This window comes from Acidovorax sp. KPB24-03, from assembly GCF_057546605.1.
The window spans coordinates 1-16,848 of sequence record NZ_BAAJYR010000001.1; the positions used below are offsets into that span (position 1 = coordinate 1).

Below are 16,848 nucleotides of genomic sequence, written 5' to 3' on the forward strand. Positions count from 1 at the left end.
TTGCCGGTTGCCGGTTGCCGGTTGCCGGTCGCCCGGGATGCTCTTCAGGCGCGCGCGCCGACGGCCACTGGCCATCCAGCCCCAGCCAAAGCGACCAGGCAAGCCGCAACAAAAAAGGGTTTCAAGCCGAAATGGCTTGAAACCCATATTCTTATAGGGCATTTTGCTATTTTTTCAATAGCAAATACCGCCAACCCAAGGTGGCGGCCGGCGCCGTGCGCCGGCCCGCCTTCCGCCCGGTCCCGATCTCAGTCGCGCCGTTCGATCATGCGGTTGACGCTCAAGGCCCCCAGCGTGCAGGCCGCTGCGGACAGCAGGTACAGGCTCACCGCAAACAGGCCGAAGTGTGCGGACAGGCCGAGCGCCACCAGCGGTGCGAATGCCGCGCCCACCAGCCAGGCCAGGTCGGCGGTGAAGGCCGCGCCGGTATAGCGGTACTTGGACGCGAAATTGGCGGTCACCGCGCCGGCCGCCTGGCCGTACGACAGGCCCAGCAGCACGAAACCGATCAGGATGAACGCATCCAGCGCCACGGCGCCGCCACCGATCAGCGTGGGCGCGAAACCGCTGTAGACGGCGATCATCACCGCCAGCACGCCCAGCGTGGTGCGCCGGCCCAGGCGGTCGGCGATCACGCCTGACGCGATCATGCTGCCGATGGCCAGCACGCCGCCGATCAGCTGGACGAACAACACGTCATTGATCGGCTGCTCGGGGTACAGGGCCGCCCAGGACAGGGGAAACACGGTCACCAGGTGGAACAGCGCGTAGCTGGCCAGCGCCGCGAAGCCGCCGATGAAGACGTTGTATCCCTGCGTGCGCACCATCTCGCCGATGGGCGTGGGTTCCAGTTCGCGCTCCTCCAGCAGCTTGGTGTACTCGTCCGTCACGACCAGGCGCAGGCGGGCGAACAGCGCGACCACGTTGATGGCGAAGGCCACATAGAACGGATAGCGCCAACCCCAGGAGATGAAGTCTTCCGCCGACAGGCTGGCATGCAGGAACAGGAACAGGGCACTGGCGATGATGAAGCCGGTGGGCGCGCCCAGCTGGCCCAGCATGGCATACCAGCCGCGGCGGCTGGCCGGCGCGTTCAGCGCCAGCAGCGAGGGCAGCCCGTCCCACGAACCACCCATCGCCACCCCCTGCAGGATGCGGAACAGGGCCAGCAGCACGATGGAATAGGCCCCCAGGCTTTCATACCCGGGCAGGAAGGCCATGCCGGCTGTGGAAAAACCCAGCAGGAACAGCGCGGCCGTCAGCTTGGTGCCACGGCCCCAGCGGCGCTGCATGGCCATGAACAGCGCGGTGCCGAAGGGGCGTGCGACGAAGGCCAGCGAGAAGACGGCGAAGGCGTAGAGCGTGCCCTGCAGCCGGTCCACGAAGGGAAAGAACACGGTGGGAAAGACCAGCACCGAGGCGATGCCGTATACGAAGAAGTCGAAATACTCGGAAGCGCGGCCGATCACCACGCCGATCGCTATCTCCTCGGGAGCGACGGGGGAGTGTCCGTTCTGTACGGGCCGGGAGTCTTCTTCCGTGGTGGCGCGCGATGAAGATCCGGGAAAATGCTGTGTCAATGTGGTCATCGGCGTGCTCCTTTTTGAATGCACCAGCAGTTTTTGCTTTGGCGGGCCAGTGAACTGTCTCTGGCAGCCGCAACCCACTGTAGGACAAAACGTCCCATTCACACCACAATGGTTTTCACGTAGATTCGACGCCTTCCCGCGGCCATCCGTGCCGCCTTCCACCTTTCTTGCCCGGTATGCCCTCCACCCATCGACTTCGCGGACTGCTCGCAGTGCCCGCGGCCGCGCTGCTCGCCGGCTGCAATGCCGTCGTGCTCAGCCCCTCCGGCGACATCGCCGCACAGCAGCGCGATCTGATCATCGTCTCGACCGTCCTGATGCTGCTGATCATCGTGCCGGTGATCTTCCTCACCTTCCTGTTCGCCTGGCGCTATCGCCAGGCCAACACCGAGGCCGAGTACCAGCCGGACTGGGACCACTCCACAGGGCTGGAACTCATCATCTGGTCGGCGCCGCTGGCGATCATCATCGCCCTGGGGGCCATCACCTGGGTCAGCACCCACAAACTGGACCCCTACCGCCCCCTGGACCGCATCAGCGAAGGTCGTGCCGTGCCGGAAGGCGCCAAGCCCCTGGTGATCGAGGTCGTCGCGCTGGACTGGAAGTGGCTGTTCCTGTATCCCGAGCAAGGCATCGCCACGGTGAACGAGATCGCAGCGCCGGTGGACCGCCCGATCCAGTTCAAGATCACCGCCTCGACGGTCATGAACTCGTTCTACATCCCGGCCCTGGCCGGCCAGATCTACGCCATGCCGGGCATGGAAACCAAGCTGCACGCCGTGATCAACGCGCAGGGCAACTTCGAGGGCTTCTCCGCCAACTACAGCGGTGCGGGCTTCTCGGGCATGCGCTTCCGTTTCCATGGCGTGGACCAGGCGGGCTTCGACCAGTGGGTCAAGCAGGCCAAGGACGCCGGCGGCGAACTGGGCCGCGACGGCTACCTGCAGCTGGAAAAGCCCAGCGAACGCGACCCCGTGCGCCGCTGGGCCACCGTGGCCCCCGGCCTGTATGACGCCATCCTGAACCGCTGCGTGGAAGCCAACCGCATGTGCATGAAGGACATGATGGCGATCGATGCCAATGGCGGCCTGGGCAAGCCCGGTTCGTTCAACGTGGCCTCGCTGGACGACGCCACCCGCTCGCGCCTGGGCCTGGCCGACACGCCCGCCCGCAGCTACGTGGGCGCCATGTGCACCGTCACGAACCCCGAGGGCGCCGCGACGGCCTCCCCGGCCCCTGCCACGCAGCCGATCTAAGCGGCACGCGTTCAGACCCCTCACTTTTCACGCGCCAACGGCACGCGACCTCCGATGTCCGATCCTACAGACCTCACCCGACTTATCTTTGGCCGCCTCTCCTGGGAGGCCATCCCACTGCACGAACCGATCCTGATCGCGACGTTCGCCGCCGTCGTGCTCGGCGGCATCGCCGTGCTCGGTGCGCTGACGTACTTCAAGCTATGGGGCTACCTGTGGCGCGAGTGGTTCACCAGCATCGACCACAAGAAGATCGGCATCATGTACATCATCCTCGGGCTGGTGATGCTGCTGCGCGGCTTCGCCGACGCGATCATGATGCGGATGCAGCAGGCCATCGCCTTCGGTGACAACCCCGGCTTCCTGCCGCCGCACCACTACGACCAGATCTTCACTGCCCACGGCGTGATCATGATCTTCTTCGTGGCGATGCCGCTGGTCACGGGCCTGATGAACTACGTGGTGCCGCTGCAGATCGGCGCGCGCGACGTGGCCTTCCCGTTCCTCAACAACTTCAGCTTCTGGATGACCACCAGCGGCGCCGTGCTGGTGATGGCCTCGCTGTTCGTGGGCGAGTTCGCCAAGACCGGCTGGCTGGCGTATCCGCCGCTCTCGGGCATCCTGCACAGTCCGGATGTGGGGGTGGACTACTACATCTGGTCGCTGCAGATCGCGGGGGTGGGCACGCTGCTGTCAGGGGTCAACCTGCTGGTGACCATCGTGAAGATGCGCGCGCCCGGCATGAGCCTCATGAAGATGCCCGTGTTCACGTGGACCTCGCTGTGCACCAACGTGCTGATCGTCGCCGCCTTCCCGGTGCTGACGGCCGTGCTGGCGCTGCTGTCGCTGGACCGCTACGCCGGTTTCAACTTCTTCACGAACGACTTCGGCGGCAACTCGATGATGTACGTGAACCTGATCTGGATCTGGGGCCACCCTGAGGTCTACATCCTGATCCTGCCTCTGTTCGGCGTGTTCTCCGAAGTCGTCTCCACGTTCAGCCGCAAGAAGCTGTTCGGCTACGCCTCCATGGTCTATGCCACGGTGGTGATCACCATCCTGTCGTACCTGGTGTGGCTGCACCACTTCTTCACGATGGGCTCGGGCGCCAGCGTGAACTCGTTCTTCGGCATCACGACCATGATCATCTCGATCCCGACCGGGGCGAAGATCTTCAACTGGCTGTTCACCATGTACAAGGGCCGCATCAAGTTCGAGGTGCCCATGCTGTGGACCATCGGCTTCATGGTGACCTTCGTGATCGGCGGGATGACCGGCGTGCTGCTGGCGGTGCCACCGGCCGACTTCGTGCTGCACAACAGCCTGTTCCTGATCGCCCACTTTCACAACGTGATCATCGGCGGCGTGGTGTTCGGCCTGTTCGCCGGCATCAACTACTGGTATCCCAAGGCCTTCGGCTACAAGCTCGACCCGTTCTGGGGCAAGTGCTCGTTCTGGTTCTGGCTGATCGGCTTCTGGATGGCCTTCATGCCGCTGTACGTGCTGGGCCTGATGGGCGTCACGCGCCGCATGAGCCACTTCGAGGACATGTCGCTGCAGATCTGGTTCCAGATCGCCGCCTTCGGCGCCGTGCTGATCGCCCTGGGCATCGGCAGCTTCCTGATCCAGCTGGTGGTCAGCTGGCGCAACCGCGAAGCCCTGCGCGACACGACGGGTGATCCATGGGGTGGCCGCACGCTGGAATGGTCCACGTCGTCACCGCCACCTGCCTACAACTTCGCGTTCACGCCGCAAGTGCATGACAACGATGCCTGGCACGACATGAAGCAGCGCGGCTACGAGCGTCCGCTGAGCGGCTTCATCCCGGTGCACATGCCCAAGAACACGGCCGCTGGCGTGGTCATCGCCGGCATTTGCACGGTGCTGGGCTTCGCGCTGATCTGGCACATGTGGCTGCTGGCCGGCGTGTCGTTCGCCGCCCTGCTGGTCGTGAGCATCGCCCACACCTTCAACTACCAACGCGACTACTACATCGATGCGGACACCGTTGCCCGCACCGAAGCCGATCGCACCCGTCTCCTGGCCAGCCATGTCTGATACCACCGCACTCCACCACCCCGGCGCCTCGGGCGCCCCGGCGAAACCGGTCTTCCACCTCACGGAAGAACACCATCCGCAGAACGGCACCCTGCTGGGCTTCTGGATCTACCTGATGAGCGACTGCCTCATCTTCGCCTGCCTGTTCGCCGTCTACGGCGTGCTGGGCCGCAGCTACGCCGCCGGCCCGTCCGGCGCCGACCTGTTCGACCTGCCGCTGGTGGCGCTGAACACGTCCATGCTGCTGCTGTCGTCCATCACGTATGGCTTTGCCATGCTGGAGATGCAAAAGAAGAAGGTCAACCGCACCATCGTGTGGCTGGCCATCACCGGCCTGCTGGGCGCGGCCTTCATCGGCCTGGAGCTGTACGAGTTCAACCACCTGATCCACGAAGGCGCCGGTCCGCAGCGCAGCGCGTTCCTGTCGGCCTTCTTCGGCCTGGTGGGCACGCACGGCCTGCACGTCACCTTCGGCATCATCTGGCTCGTCGTGCTGCTGTTCCAGCTCAAGAAGCACGGCCTGACCCCCGCCAACCGCCGCCGCCTGCTGTGCCTGTCCATGTTCTGGCACTTTCTGGACGTGGTCTGGATCGGCGTCTTCACCTTCGTCTACCTGATGGGAGTCCTGCCATGAGCACCCCCCACAACCACCAGAACCTCACCGACACCCACGATGGCCACCACGGCCACGACGACCACCACGATCACCACCATGAAGACGATGGCGCCAGCCACGGCTCCATGCGCGACTACGTGATCGGCTTCGTCGCATCGGTCATCCTGACCGCCATTCCGTTCTGGCTCGTGATGGGCAAGGTGTTCGAGCAGTCGAGCACCACGGCCCTGGTGATCCTGGGCTTCGCCGCGGTGCAGATCGTGGTGCACATGGTGTACTTCCTGCACATGAACACCAAGTCCGAAGGCGGCTGGAACATGCTGGCACTGGTCTTCACCGTCGTGCTCGTGGTCATCACGCTGGCGGGCTCGCTGTGGGTGATGTTCCACCTCAACCACAACATGATGCCCATGTCGATCCACGACATGAAGAACATGCCTTGACCCCGATCTCCGGCAGCGCGACTGCATCCTCTCCCGCGCCCGCCATGGGCGTGGACAGGCCCGCCCCGCCCCGCTCCCGGGCCGGACTGGCCGCGATGGGGGTGTGCGCGCTGCTGGTGTTTGCCACGCTCGTGGCGCTGGGCAGCTGGCAAGTGGCACGCCGCGCCTGGAAACTGGATCTCATCGAGCGCGTGGAGAAACGCATCCATGCCGCTCCCACCGCCCCCCCCTCCCCCGCCGAATGGCAGCGCAGCCCCGATGCGGCGCGCGACGCCGAGTACCGCCATGTGCGCCTTCGCGGCACCTTCGACCACGCCAAGGAGGCACTGGTACAGGCCAACACCACGCTGGGCGCCGGCTTCTGGGTGGTGACGCCGCTGCGGCAGGCCGATGGCACGGCCGTGCTGGTCAACCGGGGATTCGTGCCGCCGCAGGCCCGCGATCCCGCCGCACGCGCCGCCCCCGCGCCCCAGGGCGAGACCGAGGTGACCGGCCTGCTGCGACTGAGCGAGCCCGTAGGTGGGTTTTTGCGGCACAACGACCCCACCGCCGACCGCTGGTTCTCCCGAGATGTGGCCGCCATTGCCGCCGCGCGCGGCGTGGCCGGCATCGCGCCCTATTTCGTGGACGAGGACGCCGCCCCCCGCTCCGCCGCACCCACCGCCACCACGGGCACGTCAGCGGACGCCCTCCAGTGGCCCGTCGGCGGCCTGACGGTGGTGCGTTTCCCCAACAGCCACCTGGTCTATGCCATCACCTGGTACACGCTGGCCCTGATGGTGGCCGCGGGTGCCTGGTACGTATGGCGCGACGACCGCAGGCGCCGCCAGCACCACGCTTCGCCCGCCACCGATGCCGCTGTCCCCTGACGCCCCGGCCGAACGGCCCGCGCCGCGCACGCGGGCGGCAGTAGCGGACTCCACCGGGCTCAAGAACCTGCAGCAGCTGATCCAGCTGCGCTGGATCGCCGTGATCGGGCAGCTTTTCACCATCGAGGTGGTGCACTACAGCCTGGGCATCATCCTGCCGCTGCAGGCCATGCTGATGGTGCTGGGCGCCTTGGTGGTGTTCAACACGGCCAGCCTGCTGCGCTGGCGCATCGGCCGCCGCGTGCGCAACGTGGAGCTGTTCTTCGCCATGGTGGTGGACGTGGCCATGCTCACCGCCCAGCTCTACCTGAGCGGCGGCACCACCAACCCGTTTGTCTTCCTGTACCTGCTGCAGGTCACGCTGGCCGCCGTGCTGCTGCGCGCGGGCTACACCTGGACCATCGTCGCCATGACGGTGGCCTGCCTGTGCGGGCTGGCCCTGTTCAGCCGCCCGCTCGCCCTGCCGCTGGACCACGACCGGGGGCTGTACAGCCCCTACGTGCTGGGCATGCTGGTGTGCTTCATGCTGAACGCCGTGCTGCTGGTGATCTTCATCACGCGCATCGGCCGCAACCTGCGCCAGCGCGACGCCCGGCTGGCCACCATGCGCCAGCGCGCCGCGGAAGAAGACCACATCGTGCGCACTGGGCTGCTGGCCTCTGGCGCGGCGCACGAGTTGGGCACGCCGCTGTCCACCCTGGCCGTGATCCTGGGCGACTGGCGCCGCATGCCGGCCCTGGCGCAGGATGCCGAGCTGCAGGCCGAGATCGCCGAGATGCAGGCCCAGGTGCGGCGCTGCAAGACCATCGTGAGCGGCATCCTGCTGTCGGCTGGAGAAACCCGGGGCGAGGAATCGATGCAGACCACCGTGTGCACCTTCCTCGACCAACTGGCCGAGGAGTGGCGCAGCACGCGGCCCGTGGGCACGTTCGCCTACGACAACCAGTTCGGCGAAGACCGCCCCATGGTCTCGGATGTCACCCTGCAGCAGATGGTCTTCAACGTGTTGGACAATGCACGGGATGCGTCGCCGCATTGGGTGGGTCTGGCAGCTGAGCAGGAGGCCGATGCCCTGCTCATCACCGTCACCGATGCCGGCCCCGGTTTCGCCCCGGCCATGCTGGAGCAGTTCGGCAAGCCCTACCAGTCCAGCAAGGGCCGGCCGGGCGGTGGGTTGGGGCTTTACCTGGCCACCAACGTGGCGCGCACCCTCGGGGGCACCATCACCGCGCGCAACCGCGCGGCCGGCGGCGCCGCCGTCACCATTACCCTTCCGCTGGCAGCCGTCGCGCTGCAGGAGACCCCGGACCATGGACGCTGACCGCCTGTTGCTGATCGTGGAGGACGACGAGGCCTTCGCACGCACGCTGGCGCGCTCGTTCGAACGGCGCGGCTACCACGTGCTGCATGCGGCCAACCTGCCCGAGGTGGAGGCGCTGCTGGACGGGCACACGCCGGGCTACGCCGTGGTGGACCTGAAGCTCAAGGGCGAGGCCTCGGGCCTGGCCTGCGTGCAGAAGCTCCACTCCGCCAACGAAGACATGCTGATCGTCGTGCTGACGGGCTTCGCCAGCATCGCCACGGCCGTGGAGGCCGTGAAGCTCGGCGCATGCCACTACCTCGCCAAGCCTTCCAACACCGACGACATCGAGGCCGCCTTCGGCCTGACCGAGGGCAATATCGAAGTGGAGCTGACCAACCGCTCCAGCTCGATCAAGACGCTGGAATGGGAGCGCATCCACGAGGTGCTGGCCGAAACCGGCTTCAACATTTCGGAAACCGCGCGGCGCCTCGGCATGCACCGGCGCACCCTGGCACGCAAGCTGGACAAGCGGCGCGTGAACTGAGTCCCGCTCCACCGGGCACCCCGCGCAGAGGGATGCCGGCCATGCCTGCCTGTACAAGCATCGACACCGATCGGAAGCATTGGTACGCTCACGCTGACCTGACAGCGGGGCCTTCGCCAAATCTGGCGCAGGCAGGAGAGCGCAGGCCGCCGCTGAAGGCCGGCGAGGCTCATCGACACCAAGGGAGAACAAACACCATGCGGCAATCCGAAAAGGCGCGTTGGGCTGCCAGCGCCATGCTGGCTCTGGCTTTCATTGCGCCCGCACACGCAGACCAAGACCTGCGCAATTGGGGCAACGACCCTTTCTTTCAGATCTCCCATGCCGTGGCGGACTGCCCGCAACCCCTGGGGCCGCTGCTGACCCGGCAGGAATGGCAGCGCGAGGAACACTACCGCGCTGAACGCGGCAACAGCTGCTACATCCAGGGCACTTGCCGCCTGTCCAGCGGCTATCGGTACGACGGCGAAATCAGCGAGGCCGTGAAACGGCGACTTACCCACATCGCGGAGCAGACGCAATGGGACCGCAAGTCGACCCTGTGGCTCATGCTCCAGCGACGCATCATCTACGTACAGGGCTGCGTGGCCGCCGACTTCGACCGGGAGGCATTCGTGAAACAACTGGCAGAGACGGCCGATGTGGTCACGGTGATCGACCAGATGGCGGTGCTCGGTCCCCCTGATGCGATCCGCTACCCGCTGGCACCGGCGGCGCGATCCCCTGCCGCCGAGGCAAAGCCTTAGCCACCACCGATCCATCTGCCCCCGGGGCAGATCTGTCCAAGGGCCGTGGGTCCTGATCTGGCACCGGAATGCCATCGCCCTGAGTCGCCCGCCCAGCGCCCTGGAATCGACGAGGCGCCCCACTCACACGTTCGCACGCGCGGCACCAGCAGCCGGAGCGGCAGCCATCTGCGCGTTGCCCGACGCCGCTTCAGCAGGTTCATCCCAAGCCGCTCCATCGAAAGCGGAGCGCTTGCGCCTCTTCCATGCGCGTCGCGGCCGTCCATTCCTGAGTTCAAAGGCTCCCAAAAGCGGTTTCCCAGGCCCACCCATGCCCAAATCCGTCTGCTCAGCCGAGGGGAAGGCGATCCTGCAGGCCGCCATGAACCAATATCGATGCGAGTGTTTTTAGCTTCGCCAGCAAGCGGCGTGGCTGAGCAGATAACGCAAGCAAAGCGAACGCACGGCTTCAAATCCTCTAAAAAAACCCCAAAAAACCACGGTTAATGCGGCAAAGCAGCCGGGCTTTTATCCGAAATATAAAAATGCGAATTAAAAAGCAGTTACAGAAACAATAATTTACACACCATACAAATAAAGATCAAAAAAGGCATCGACAAACAAACCTGTTTTTTTAGAAACTGAATCCGCAACAAAAACCCCCGAAAAAATTCAGATCGACCAAAAGCACGGGATCGGGGATCTTCAGAAAAAGGAATCGCTTTAATCCGCTGGATTTATCCAGTTGGGCGAAGCTTTGTCTTTTGCTTTCGCAATGGGTATTCACCCATTGCGAAAGCACTGCAGGCATGGGGTTGCGAACATGGAAAACAAACAGGGGAATTCCAATGCGGGTGGATTCAAGCCATTTTTCGATCGCTCCTGAAACGGTGAACAGCGCGAAGCCCCAAGCACCAAGGCAGCCTTCAGAAAATCCCACAGAAAAAGAAATATCCGGTGGCACCTACGCCCTCGGCAGCCATGTTCTGGGGCAGTACTCGCGTCGGGCAGAGGTTGTGCCGGACGGCGAAGCGCGGATGGACTTCAGGGCATTGGCTGCCGTGGCCGCATTCGAGCTCTGCGACCGGCTCGACCTGCAAATCCCCGTCGCGGTGCTGGACTTCTGGCGCAGCCGCGTGCCACGCACGTCGGGCTTCGAGGTGCGGCCGGCAGTGCATCAACCGATGTTCCGTGCCTTGTGGCCTGCCAATACCGATGCCCAATGGAGAAAATGCCCTGCCAACCAAGTTGGTGCATTCATCGATTTATCCAGAAAAATTCCCGAAAATGGTGCACTCATGGTGCAACTGGCGGACCACACCACTCCCATTGAAATCGGATCCGCCAAAATTCTGATCCACTGCCAACTGGAAAATGAAATAGCGTCCGCCGTGGTGATTGCCAATGCCCGCGATTTTGCAGCACCGGCCTGCAATGCCATTGCCGAGATGTACCTGGAAATCCTGTGCACCATGATGGGGGACAAGAATATATCCGCGTCGCAGGCAGCGGGCATTGGAGTTGCATCGCTTCAATATGCAATCAATATGCTCTCCGGCCATTCACACGAATATGGACCGTTTCTTTCGATTCCCGATTGGCTGGAACAATCGGCGGATCGCCACAGGGACAAGGTAGCGTACTTTTTCGGCAATTCAGCGCTCAGTTACCGGGACTTCAACGGCAAAGCCAACGCTTTGGCCGGCCTGCTGGCAGCCCGGGGAACCGGGTCGGCCACGCCCGTTCCGGTGCTGCTGGGCAACAGCCTGGAGCTGCCCGTCTGCTACTTCGCGCTGATGAAGCTGGGCGCTGCGTTCGTTCCTCTGGACCCGGGCTGGCCGATGGAGCGTCGCGAGCAAGCCCTGGAGGCGCTGAACAGCCACACGGTGCTGTGCACCGACGCTTCCAACGTACCGGCCAGCCACCGGAACCGTGCGGTGGCGGTCGACGTCGCCCTTCTCGACGGCACCTCGGCCGCCCGCATCCAGGCTCCTATTGCCCCTGAACAGGCCATCTACGGCATCTTCACTTCTGGAACGACCGGACGGCCCAAATGCGCCATGAACAACCATGCGGGACTGACCAACCGGTTCCAGTTCATGACGCGCTATTTCCACCGCGACGGCGGCATACGGTGCGTGCTGCAGAACACGCGGCACACCTTCGATTCGTCGGTATGGCAGTTGTTTTGGCCGCTGACGGCCGGGGGCAGCACCGTGATTCCGCAGGAGGGGGCCCACCTCGACCTCGAAGGCACGGTAGAGACGATTGCACAGCACGGCGTCGACATGACGGATTTCGTGCCCAGCGTGTTCAACCAACTGGTGGTGCTGGCAGAGCACAGCCATGACATCCGCCGTCGGCTCGCCACGCTGCGTGAACTGGTGGTAGGTGGCGAAGAGATCACGCCGCAAATGGTGCACCGGCTGCGTGCCATCCTGCCAGCGCTGCGCATCACCAATGCGTATGGTCCGACGGAAACCTCGATCGGAATGGTGTTCCACCCGGTCGAGGATGCCGACGGACTGTCGATCCCGCTGGGACGGCCGATCGACAACTGCAATGTCGTCGTCGTGGACTCGGCGCTTCGGCCCTTGCCGCCCGGCGCCCGGGGCGAACTGCTGGTGGGCGGCGTGTGCGTCGGTAACGGCTATCTGCACGATGCACAGCGCACGGCGGCCGCCTTCGTGGACAACCCTTTTGCCTCGATTGCGGGGGCCAAGCTCTACCGCACCGGCGACCTCGGCTACTTCGACAGCCTGGGCCGGCTGCGCTTTTCGGGTCGCAAGGATTTTCAGGTGAAGGTCGGTGGGGTGCGCATCGAACTGGGCGAAATCGAAAGCGCCGCGGAGCAATGCCCTGGCGTGAACCACGCCAAAGCGATGACCGTGGGCCAGGGTGACGACCGGGCACTGGCCTTGTTTGCCGCCGGCGATGCCGGCCTGACACGCGACGCGCTGGAATCCCACCTGCGCGGGGCATTGCCGCGCCACACCGTGCCGCGGCACATCGTGCTGCTGGCAGAGATGCCGACCACCGACAACGGCAAGCTCGACCGCAAGGCGCTGCTGAGCCAGCTCGAGCGCCCTGCCCTGGACACCTCGGCGGACACGTCCGTGCAGCAAGACGCGGCCATTTCGCTGGCCGATGCCGTGCTGGCGGTCTTTCGCCGTCAGTTGCACCAACCGGCCCTGGGCGCGGACGATCCATTTTTCGACCATGGCGGCGATTCGCTGCAGGCCGTGTCGCTGATCGTGTCGCTGGAAAAACGCTTTGGCGTGCCAGTGCGCATCGCGGAACTGATGGCGCAGCCGACCGCGCGGCAGATCGCTGGCTGCATCGAAGCGAAACAGCGTATCGCCACCCCGGGCCATTGCGAAGGCCGCGAAGAAAGCCAGGAACCCCAGGACGAACAGGCGATGGAACGCGATGCCACGCTGCCCGCCGGCTGGGTCGCAGCGCGCCGGTCGGATCACAACGCACCAAGGCAGCCTTCCAGCATCTTCATGACGGGTGCCACCGGTTTCGTGGGCAGCCACCTGGTTCGCGAAATCCTGTCGAGCGACGCCACCGCGACGGTGCATGCCCTGTGCCGGCATGCCGGCAACGCACAGTCGGCAATGGAGAAAGACTTGCAGGAACGAGGCCTGTGGCGGCCGGACTTTGCAGGCCGGCTGGTGGCTGTTCCGGGCGATCTGGGCCAGCCGGCCTTCGGCCTGGAAGCGGCCGCCTGGCGCCAGCTCTCGCAATCGTGCGACGCCGTGCTGCATTGCGGGGCGATGGTCAACTTTCTGTACGACTACGGCGCCCACCGCGCGACCAATGTTCTGGGCACCCGGGAGGCGCTGCGCCTGGCCCTGGAGGGCCGGGCCAAGCCGCTGCACCACATCTCCACCCTCGGGACGCTGGACCAGCACGCCGCGCTGCAGGCTTCGCCGCTCGCCGAGGACTTCGACCTCGCTCAGGGCGTCCGGCCCGCCAGTGGCTACAGCCGCTCCAAGTGGGCCGCGGAGCGCCTGCTCGACGCAGCGCGAAGGCAAGGCGCCCATGTATCGATCTACCGGCTGGGCGAGGTCATGCCGGCCGCCGCAGAGGGTCTGCTTCAGCGGCCCAATGAGCGCGCGCTGACCCACTTTCTGCTGACGGCCATCGCGCACCTGGGGGTCCGGCCGGCCGCGGAGATCGTCTCCGACTGGTCGCCTGCGGACTACGTGGCGCGCCGCGTGGTGCTCGCCATGCGTTCGCCCCAGGCATGGGGCCGCACCTTCCATTTGCTGCATCCACAGCGAATGGCCTTTCCGACGATCTTCGAAGCCGCCGGCACCCCGATGCCGCAGGTGTCCTGCACGGCCTGGATGGAGCGGCTCGATGCGGCCGTGGCAGCGGGCGGCCCGCGGGCACTCACCGTGGTCCGCCGCCTGCTGCCAGCCGCAGGCGATGAACGGGCCTTCGCCGACGCCCTGTCCGCACTGCTGACGGACAACCCCCGTCTTTTCCGGCGCGACGAATGTGCGGGGCTGGAGCAGGCTATGGCCGCGGAAGACGGCAGGGACTTCTCAGCCTCCATCGGCCGCTACGCGCGGCAGTTGCTCCGGTCCGGAGCCGCAGCGCCATCGGCCGTGCGCTGATCCCCTCGACTGCTTTGGTTTCCCGTATTTCTTTTCTTTGATCGACAGGAGTGGGCGCGATGCACTATCGACGGATGGGCCGGCTTGGCTGGCAGGTGAGCGAAGTGGGCTATGGCATGTGGGGGATCGCGGGAGGTCCGGGCAACTTCACTGGCGCCAACTACGAAACGGCGCCGCGCTGCCTGGAGCGCGCGGTGGAACTGGGCTGCAACTTCTTCGACACCGCCTGGGTGTACGGGCGCGGCATCAGCGAGCAGATGCTGGGCAGCCTGCTGCGTGCGCACACGGGCGACCGGCTGTACGTGGCAACCAAGATCCCGCCGAAGAACCGTGAATGGCCGCCCCGACCGAGCGACCGCCTGCAGGACGTGTTTCCGGCCGATCACATCCGCGAGTTCACGATGAAGAGCCTGGAAAACCTGGGCACGGATCGCATCGACCTGATGCAGCTGCACGTCTGGGAAGATCGCTGGGCGGACGAAGAAGAATGGCAGCGCGCATTGGGGGACCTGCGTGCCGAAGGGCTGATCGAGGGCATCGGCATCAGCGTCAACCGCTGGGAGCCGGACAACTGCCTGCGGGCCATCGACACCGGGCTGATCGACGTGATCCAGGTGATCTACAACATCTTCGATCAGGCCCCGGAAGACCGGCTGTTCCAGGTGGCTGCTCAGAAGGACATCGGCCTCATCGCGCGGGTGCCTTTCGATGAGGGCGGGCTGACGGGAACGCTATCCCACGACACGGTGTTCCCGGCCGAGGACTGGCGATCGACCTACTTCGGGCCGGAAAACCTTGGCCCCACCGTGGACCGCGCCGAGCGGCTGCGCACGGTGTTGCCCGAGGGCATGGCATTGCCCGAGATGGCGCTGCGTTTCATCCTGCACCACCCGGCAGTCTCGACGGTGATTCCCGGCATGCGCCAGCTGCGCAACGTCGAGGCCAATCTGAGCGTGAGCGACGGGCGCCGGATGGAGGCTCCGCTGCTGCAGACGCTGCGCGCGCACCGCTGGGACCGCTCGCCCACCGCGTGGTCCCAGTGAAGGGCCATCCGGCCGAGCCCCCTCTCGCCCCCTTTTTTCCGGAGCCTTGCATGAAACAGATCATTGCCCTGTGGGCGCATCAACGCGCGCTGTCCACCGCCTTCCTGCGCATGATGATCGAGCGCAACGACGTCACCGTGATCCATGAGCCCCTGGTGACACTGCTCGACACGGGCGAAGTGCCCCTGCCCGATGGTTCGGGCGGCCAGGTGGTGGTGCGGTCCGAGCGCGCCTTCTTCGACCACCTGCGCACGCTGGCAGCGCATCGGCCCGTGTTCTTCAAGGACACGGTGGAGCACCGCTACCGGTACCTGTTCGACCACCCCGAGGAGGTGGCGGACATCGAACACACCTTCATCGTGCGCGACCCTGCGCCGACGATCAGTTCGATGTACCACATGAAGCCGACCATCGCCTTGCATGAGGTGGGCTACGAACACCTTTTCGAGATCTTCGAGCTGGCCACCCGGCTCAAGGGGTCGGCCCCGGTGCTCGTCGATGCCGACCGCCTGGTCAAGACACCGCAGGCGGTGGTGCAGCGCTATTGCGAAGAAGTCGGCCTGCCTTTCATCGCCTCGGCCCTTCAATGGCAGCCCAGCGATCGGCCGGAATGGAGCCGCACCCGCCAATGGCATCTGGACGCGATGCGCAGTTCGGGCTTTGCGGCCACCGCCAAGGCGTACCCGGACACCGTGGCCAACAACCCGCTGCTGAAGGGGTACTTCGATCACCACTACCCGTTTTACCAGCAGCTCGTACAGCACGCCATTTGAGGTTCGCGCGTCCGCGCGATTGCCACCCAGTTCCCTTCCAGACACGTTCCGCCTTTCACGTCGTTCTCACCCCTTCCCAACCGAGAGAAAGCAGCCAACACCATGTCGTCGATCCAAGCCAATGCCATCGCCCCCCTCCGCCCCGTCGAGGCCCTGTCCTCCGGCGAACAGTTCGCCCAGGCGTACCTGAAAAAAAGGGGACACGACCGAAGTGCACTTCGACTTCACCATCACCGAGGCCTTCAAGCCCACGCAGGACCGGCCCCGCCTGATGGTGAGCCAGCTCTTCAGGAAGCGTCTGGTGAGCGAGACGCACAACCGCTTTTGGTCCGAGAGCCGCCCCCCCAAAGTGGAGACCGGCGGCATCCACGAAGGAGACTTGCGCCAGGAGGCCACCTTCCGCTTCGGCATGGGCGAAGGCATCGTGCGCCCGATCTCGGCCTGGGTCCAGCTGCCGCCGGAACTGGCGGGCGACGAGCGCGGCATCGCAGAATTCATCGACTACCGGCTTCTCGTGCGCCTGGCCACGGCGGAAAACCAGGCGCTCACCTTCGGCCCGCACGGCCTGCTCAACCATCCCGGCGTAACGCGGCTGCCCTACGCCACCAGCTACTTCGACGGCATCATGGCCGCCTGCAACGCGATCGAGCAAAACGGTGCCACCGCGCACGCCATGATCGTGAACCCGGTGGACTACTACCACGGCCTTCTGGGCAAAGGCATCCTGGGCGACCTGCAGCAAAACGGCACGAAGATCGTGCGCACCCGCATGGTGGCCCCGGGCTGTGCGCTGGTCGGCGATTTCGCGGTTGCGGCGCGCATCCTGCACACGGGCAAGTCGGTCATCCGCGTGGGCACGCCACCCGCCGGCACCTTCGCCACGGAAGGCACGGCGGTCTGCGCGGAGATCTACGAAGGGCTGGCAGTGCACCTGCCCACGCACTTCTTCCATGTCGTGAAGGCCGACTGAGCCCCGCAGCACCGCGCGCGGGATGGCCCGC

General features: G+C 65.2%; 12 protein-coding genes and 1 pseudogene. 12 read left to right on the forward strand and 1 reads right to left on the reverse strand.

Going from position 1 to position 16,848, the window contains the following annotated elements; all coding sequences use genetic code 11:
* Positions 1–248 precede the first annotated feature (248 nt).
* On the reverse strand, positions 249–1,589 hold the full coding sequence (locus AC27KI_RS00005) for an MFS transporter (protein WP_284428810.1): 1,341 nt from the start codon (positions 1,587–1,589) through the stop codon (positions 249–251).
* 176 nt (positions 1,590–1,765) lie between these two features.
* On the opposite strand from AC27KI_RS00005, the gene cyoA reads away from it, so the two are divergent.
* From cyoA to AC27KI_RS00065, 12 genes and pseudogenes are all read left to right on the forward strand, one after another.
* Positions 1,766–2,845, forward strand: a complete 1,080-nt coding sequence (gene cyoA / locus AC27KI_RS00010; RefSeq protein ID WP_272564071.1) for a ubiquinol oxidase subunit II — start codon at positions 1,766–1,768, stop codon at positions 2,843–2,845.
* Positions 2,846–2,899: 54 nt separating this feature from the next.
* Positions 2,900–4,903 (forward strand): cytochrome o ubiquinol oxidase subunit I, encoded by a 2,004-nt coding sequence (gene cyoB, locus AC27KI_RS00015; protein WP_284428811.1) that lies wholly within the window; start codon positions 2,900–2,902, stop codon positions 4,901–4,903.
* Positions 4,896–5,537: a cytochrome o ubiquinol oxidase subunit III gene (cyoC, locus tag AC27KI_RS00020; protein WP_284403380.1), complete on the forward strand. Its 642-nt coding sequence runs from the start codon at positions 4,896–4,898 to the stop codon at positions 5,535–5,537. The genes cyoB and cyoC overlap by 8 nt, the downstream gene beginning before the upstream one ends.
* The gene (gene cyoD / locus AC27KI_RS00025) at positions 5,534–5,962 is read left to right on the forward strand and encodes a cytochrome o ubiquinol oxidase subunit IV (RefSeq protein ID WP_272564074.1); all 429 of its coding nucleotides are present in this window, start codon (positions 5,534–5,536) and stop codon (positions 5,960–5,962) included. The genes cyoC and cyoD overlap by 4 nt, the downstream gene beginning before the upstream one ends.
* Before the next feature lie 44 nt (positions 5,963–6,006).
* Positions 6,007–6,831: an SURF1 family protein gene (locus tag AC27KI_RS00030; protein ID WP_487088009.1), complete on the forward strand. Its 825-nt coding sequence runs from the start codon at positions 6,007–6,009 to the stop codon at positions 6,829–6,831.
* Positions 6,815–8,152: an ATP-binding protein gene (locus tag AC27KI_RS00035; RefSeq protein ID WP_284428813.1), complete on the forward strand. Its 1,338-nt coding sequence runs from the start codon at positions 6,815–6,817 to the stop codon at positions 8,150–8,152. The genes AC27KI_RS00030 and AC27KI_RS00035 overlap by 17 nt, the downstream gene beginning before the upstream one ends.
* The gene (locus AC27KI_RS00040) at positions 8,142–8,678 is read left to right on the forward strand and encodes a response regulator transcription factor (protein ID WP_284399448.1); all 537 of its coding nucleotides are present in this window, start codon (positions 8,142–8,144) and stop codon (positions 8,676–8,678) included. The genes AC27KI_RS00035 and AC27KI_RS00040 overlap by 11 nt, the downstream gene beginning before the upstream one ends.
* Positions 8,679–8,875: 197 nt before the next feature.
* A complete protein-coding gene (locus tag AC27KI_RS00045; RefSeq protein WP_487087999.1) occupies positions 8,876–9,424 on the forward strand; it encodes a BON domain-containing protein in 549 nt (182 codons plus the stop codon).
* Positions 9,425–10,167: 743 nt separating this feature from the next.
* Positions 10,168–14,031 carry a non-ribosomal peptide synthetase gene (locus AC27KI_RS00050; protein ID WP_487111996.1) on the forward strand — a complete coding sequence of 1,288 codons (3,864 nt, stop codon included), beginning with the start codon at positions 10,168–10,170 and terminating at the stop codon, positions 14,029–14,031.
* Between the two features lie 59 nt (positions 14,032–14,090).
* Positions 14,091–15,074 carry an aldo/keto reductase gene (locus AC27KI_RS00055; protein WP_284409042.1) on the forward strand — a complete coding sequence of 328 codons (984 nt, stop codon included), beginning with the start codon at positions 14,091–14,093 and terminating at the stop codon, positions 15,072–15,074.
* Positions 15,075–15,124: 50 nt separating this feature from the next.
* Entirely contained in the window at positions 15,125–15,847 is a 723-nt protein-coding gene (locus tag AC27KI_RS00060; RefSeq protein ID WP_487087993.1) for a sulfotransferase-like domain-containing protein, read from the forward strand.
* 205 nt (positions 15,848–16,052) lie between these two features.
* A pseudogene (locus AC27KI_RS00065) lies at positions 16,053–16,817 on the forward strand (family 3 encapsulin nanocompartment shell protein); the annotation flags it as partial.
* Between the last annotated feature and the right edge of the window lie 31 nt (positions 16,818–16,848).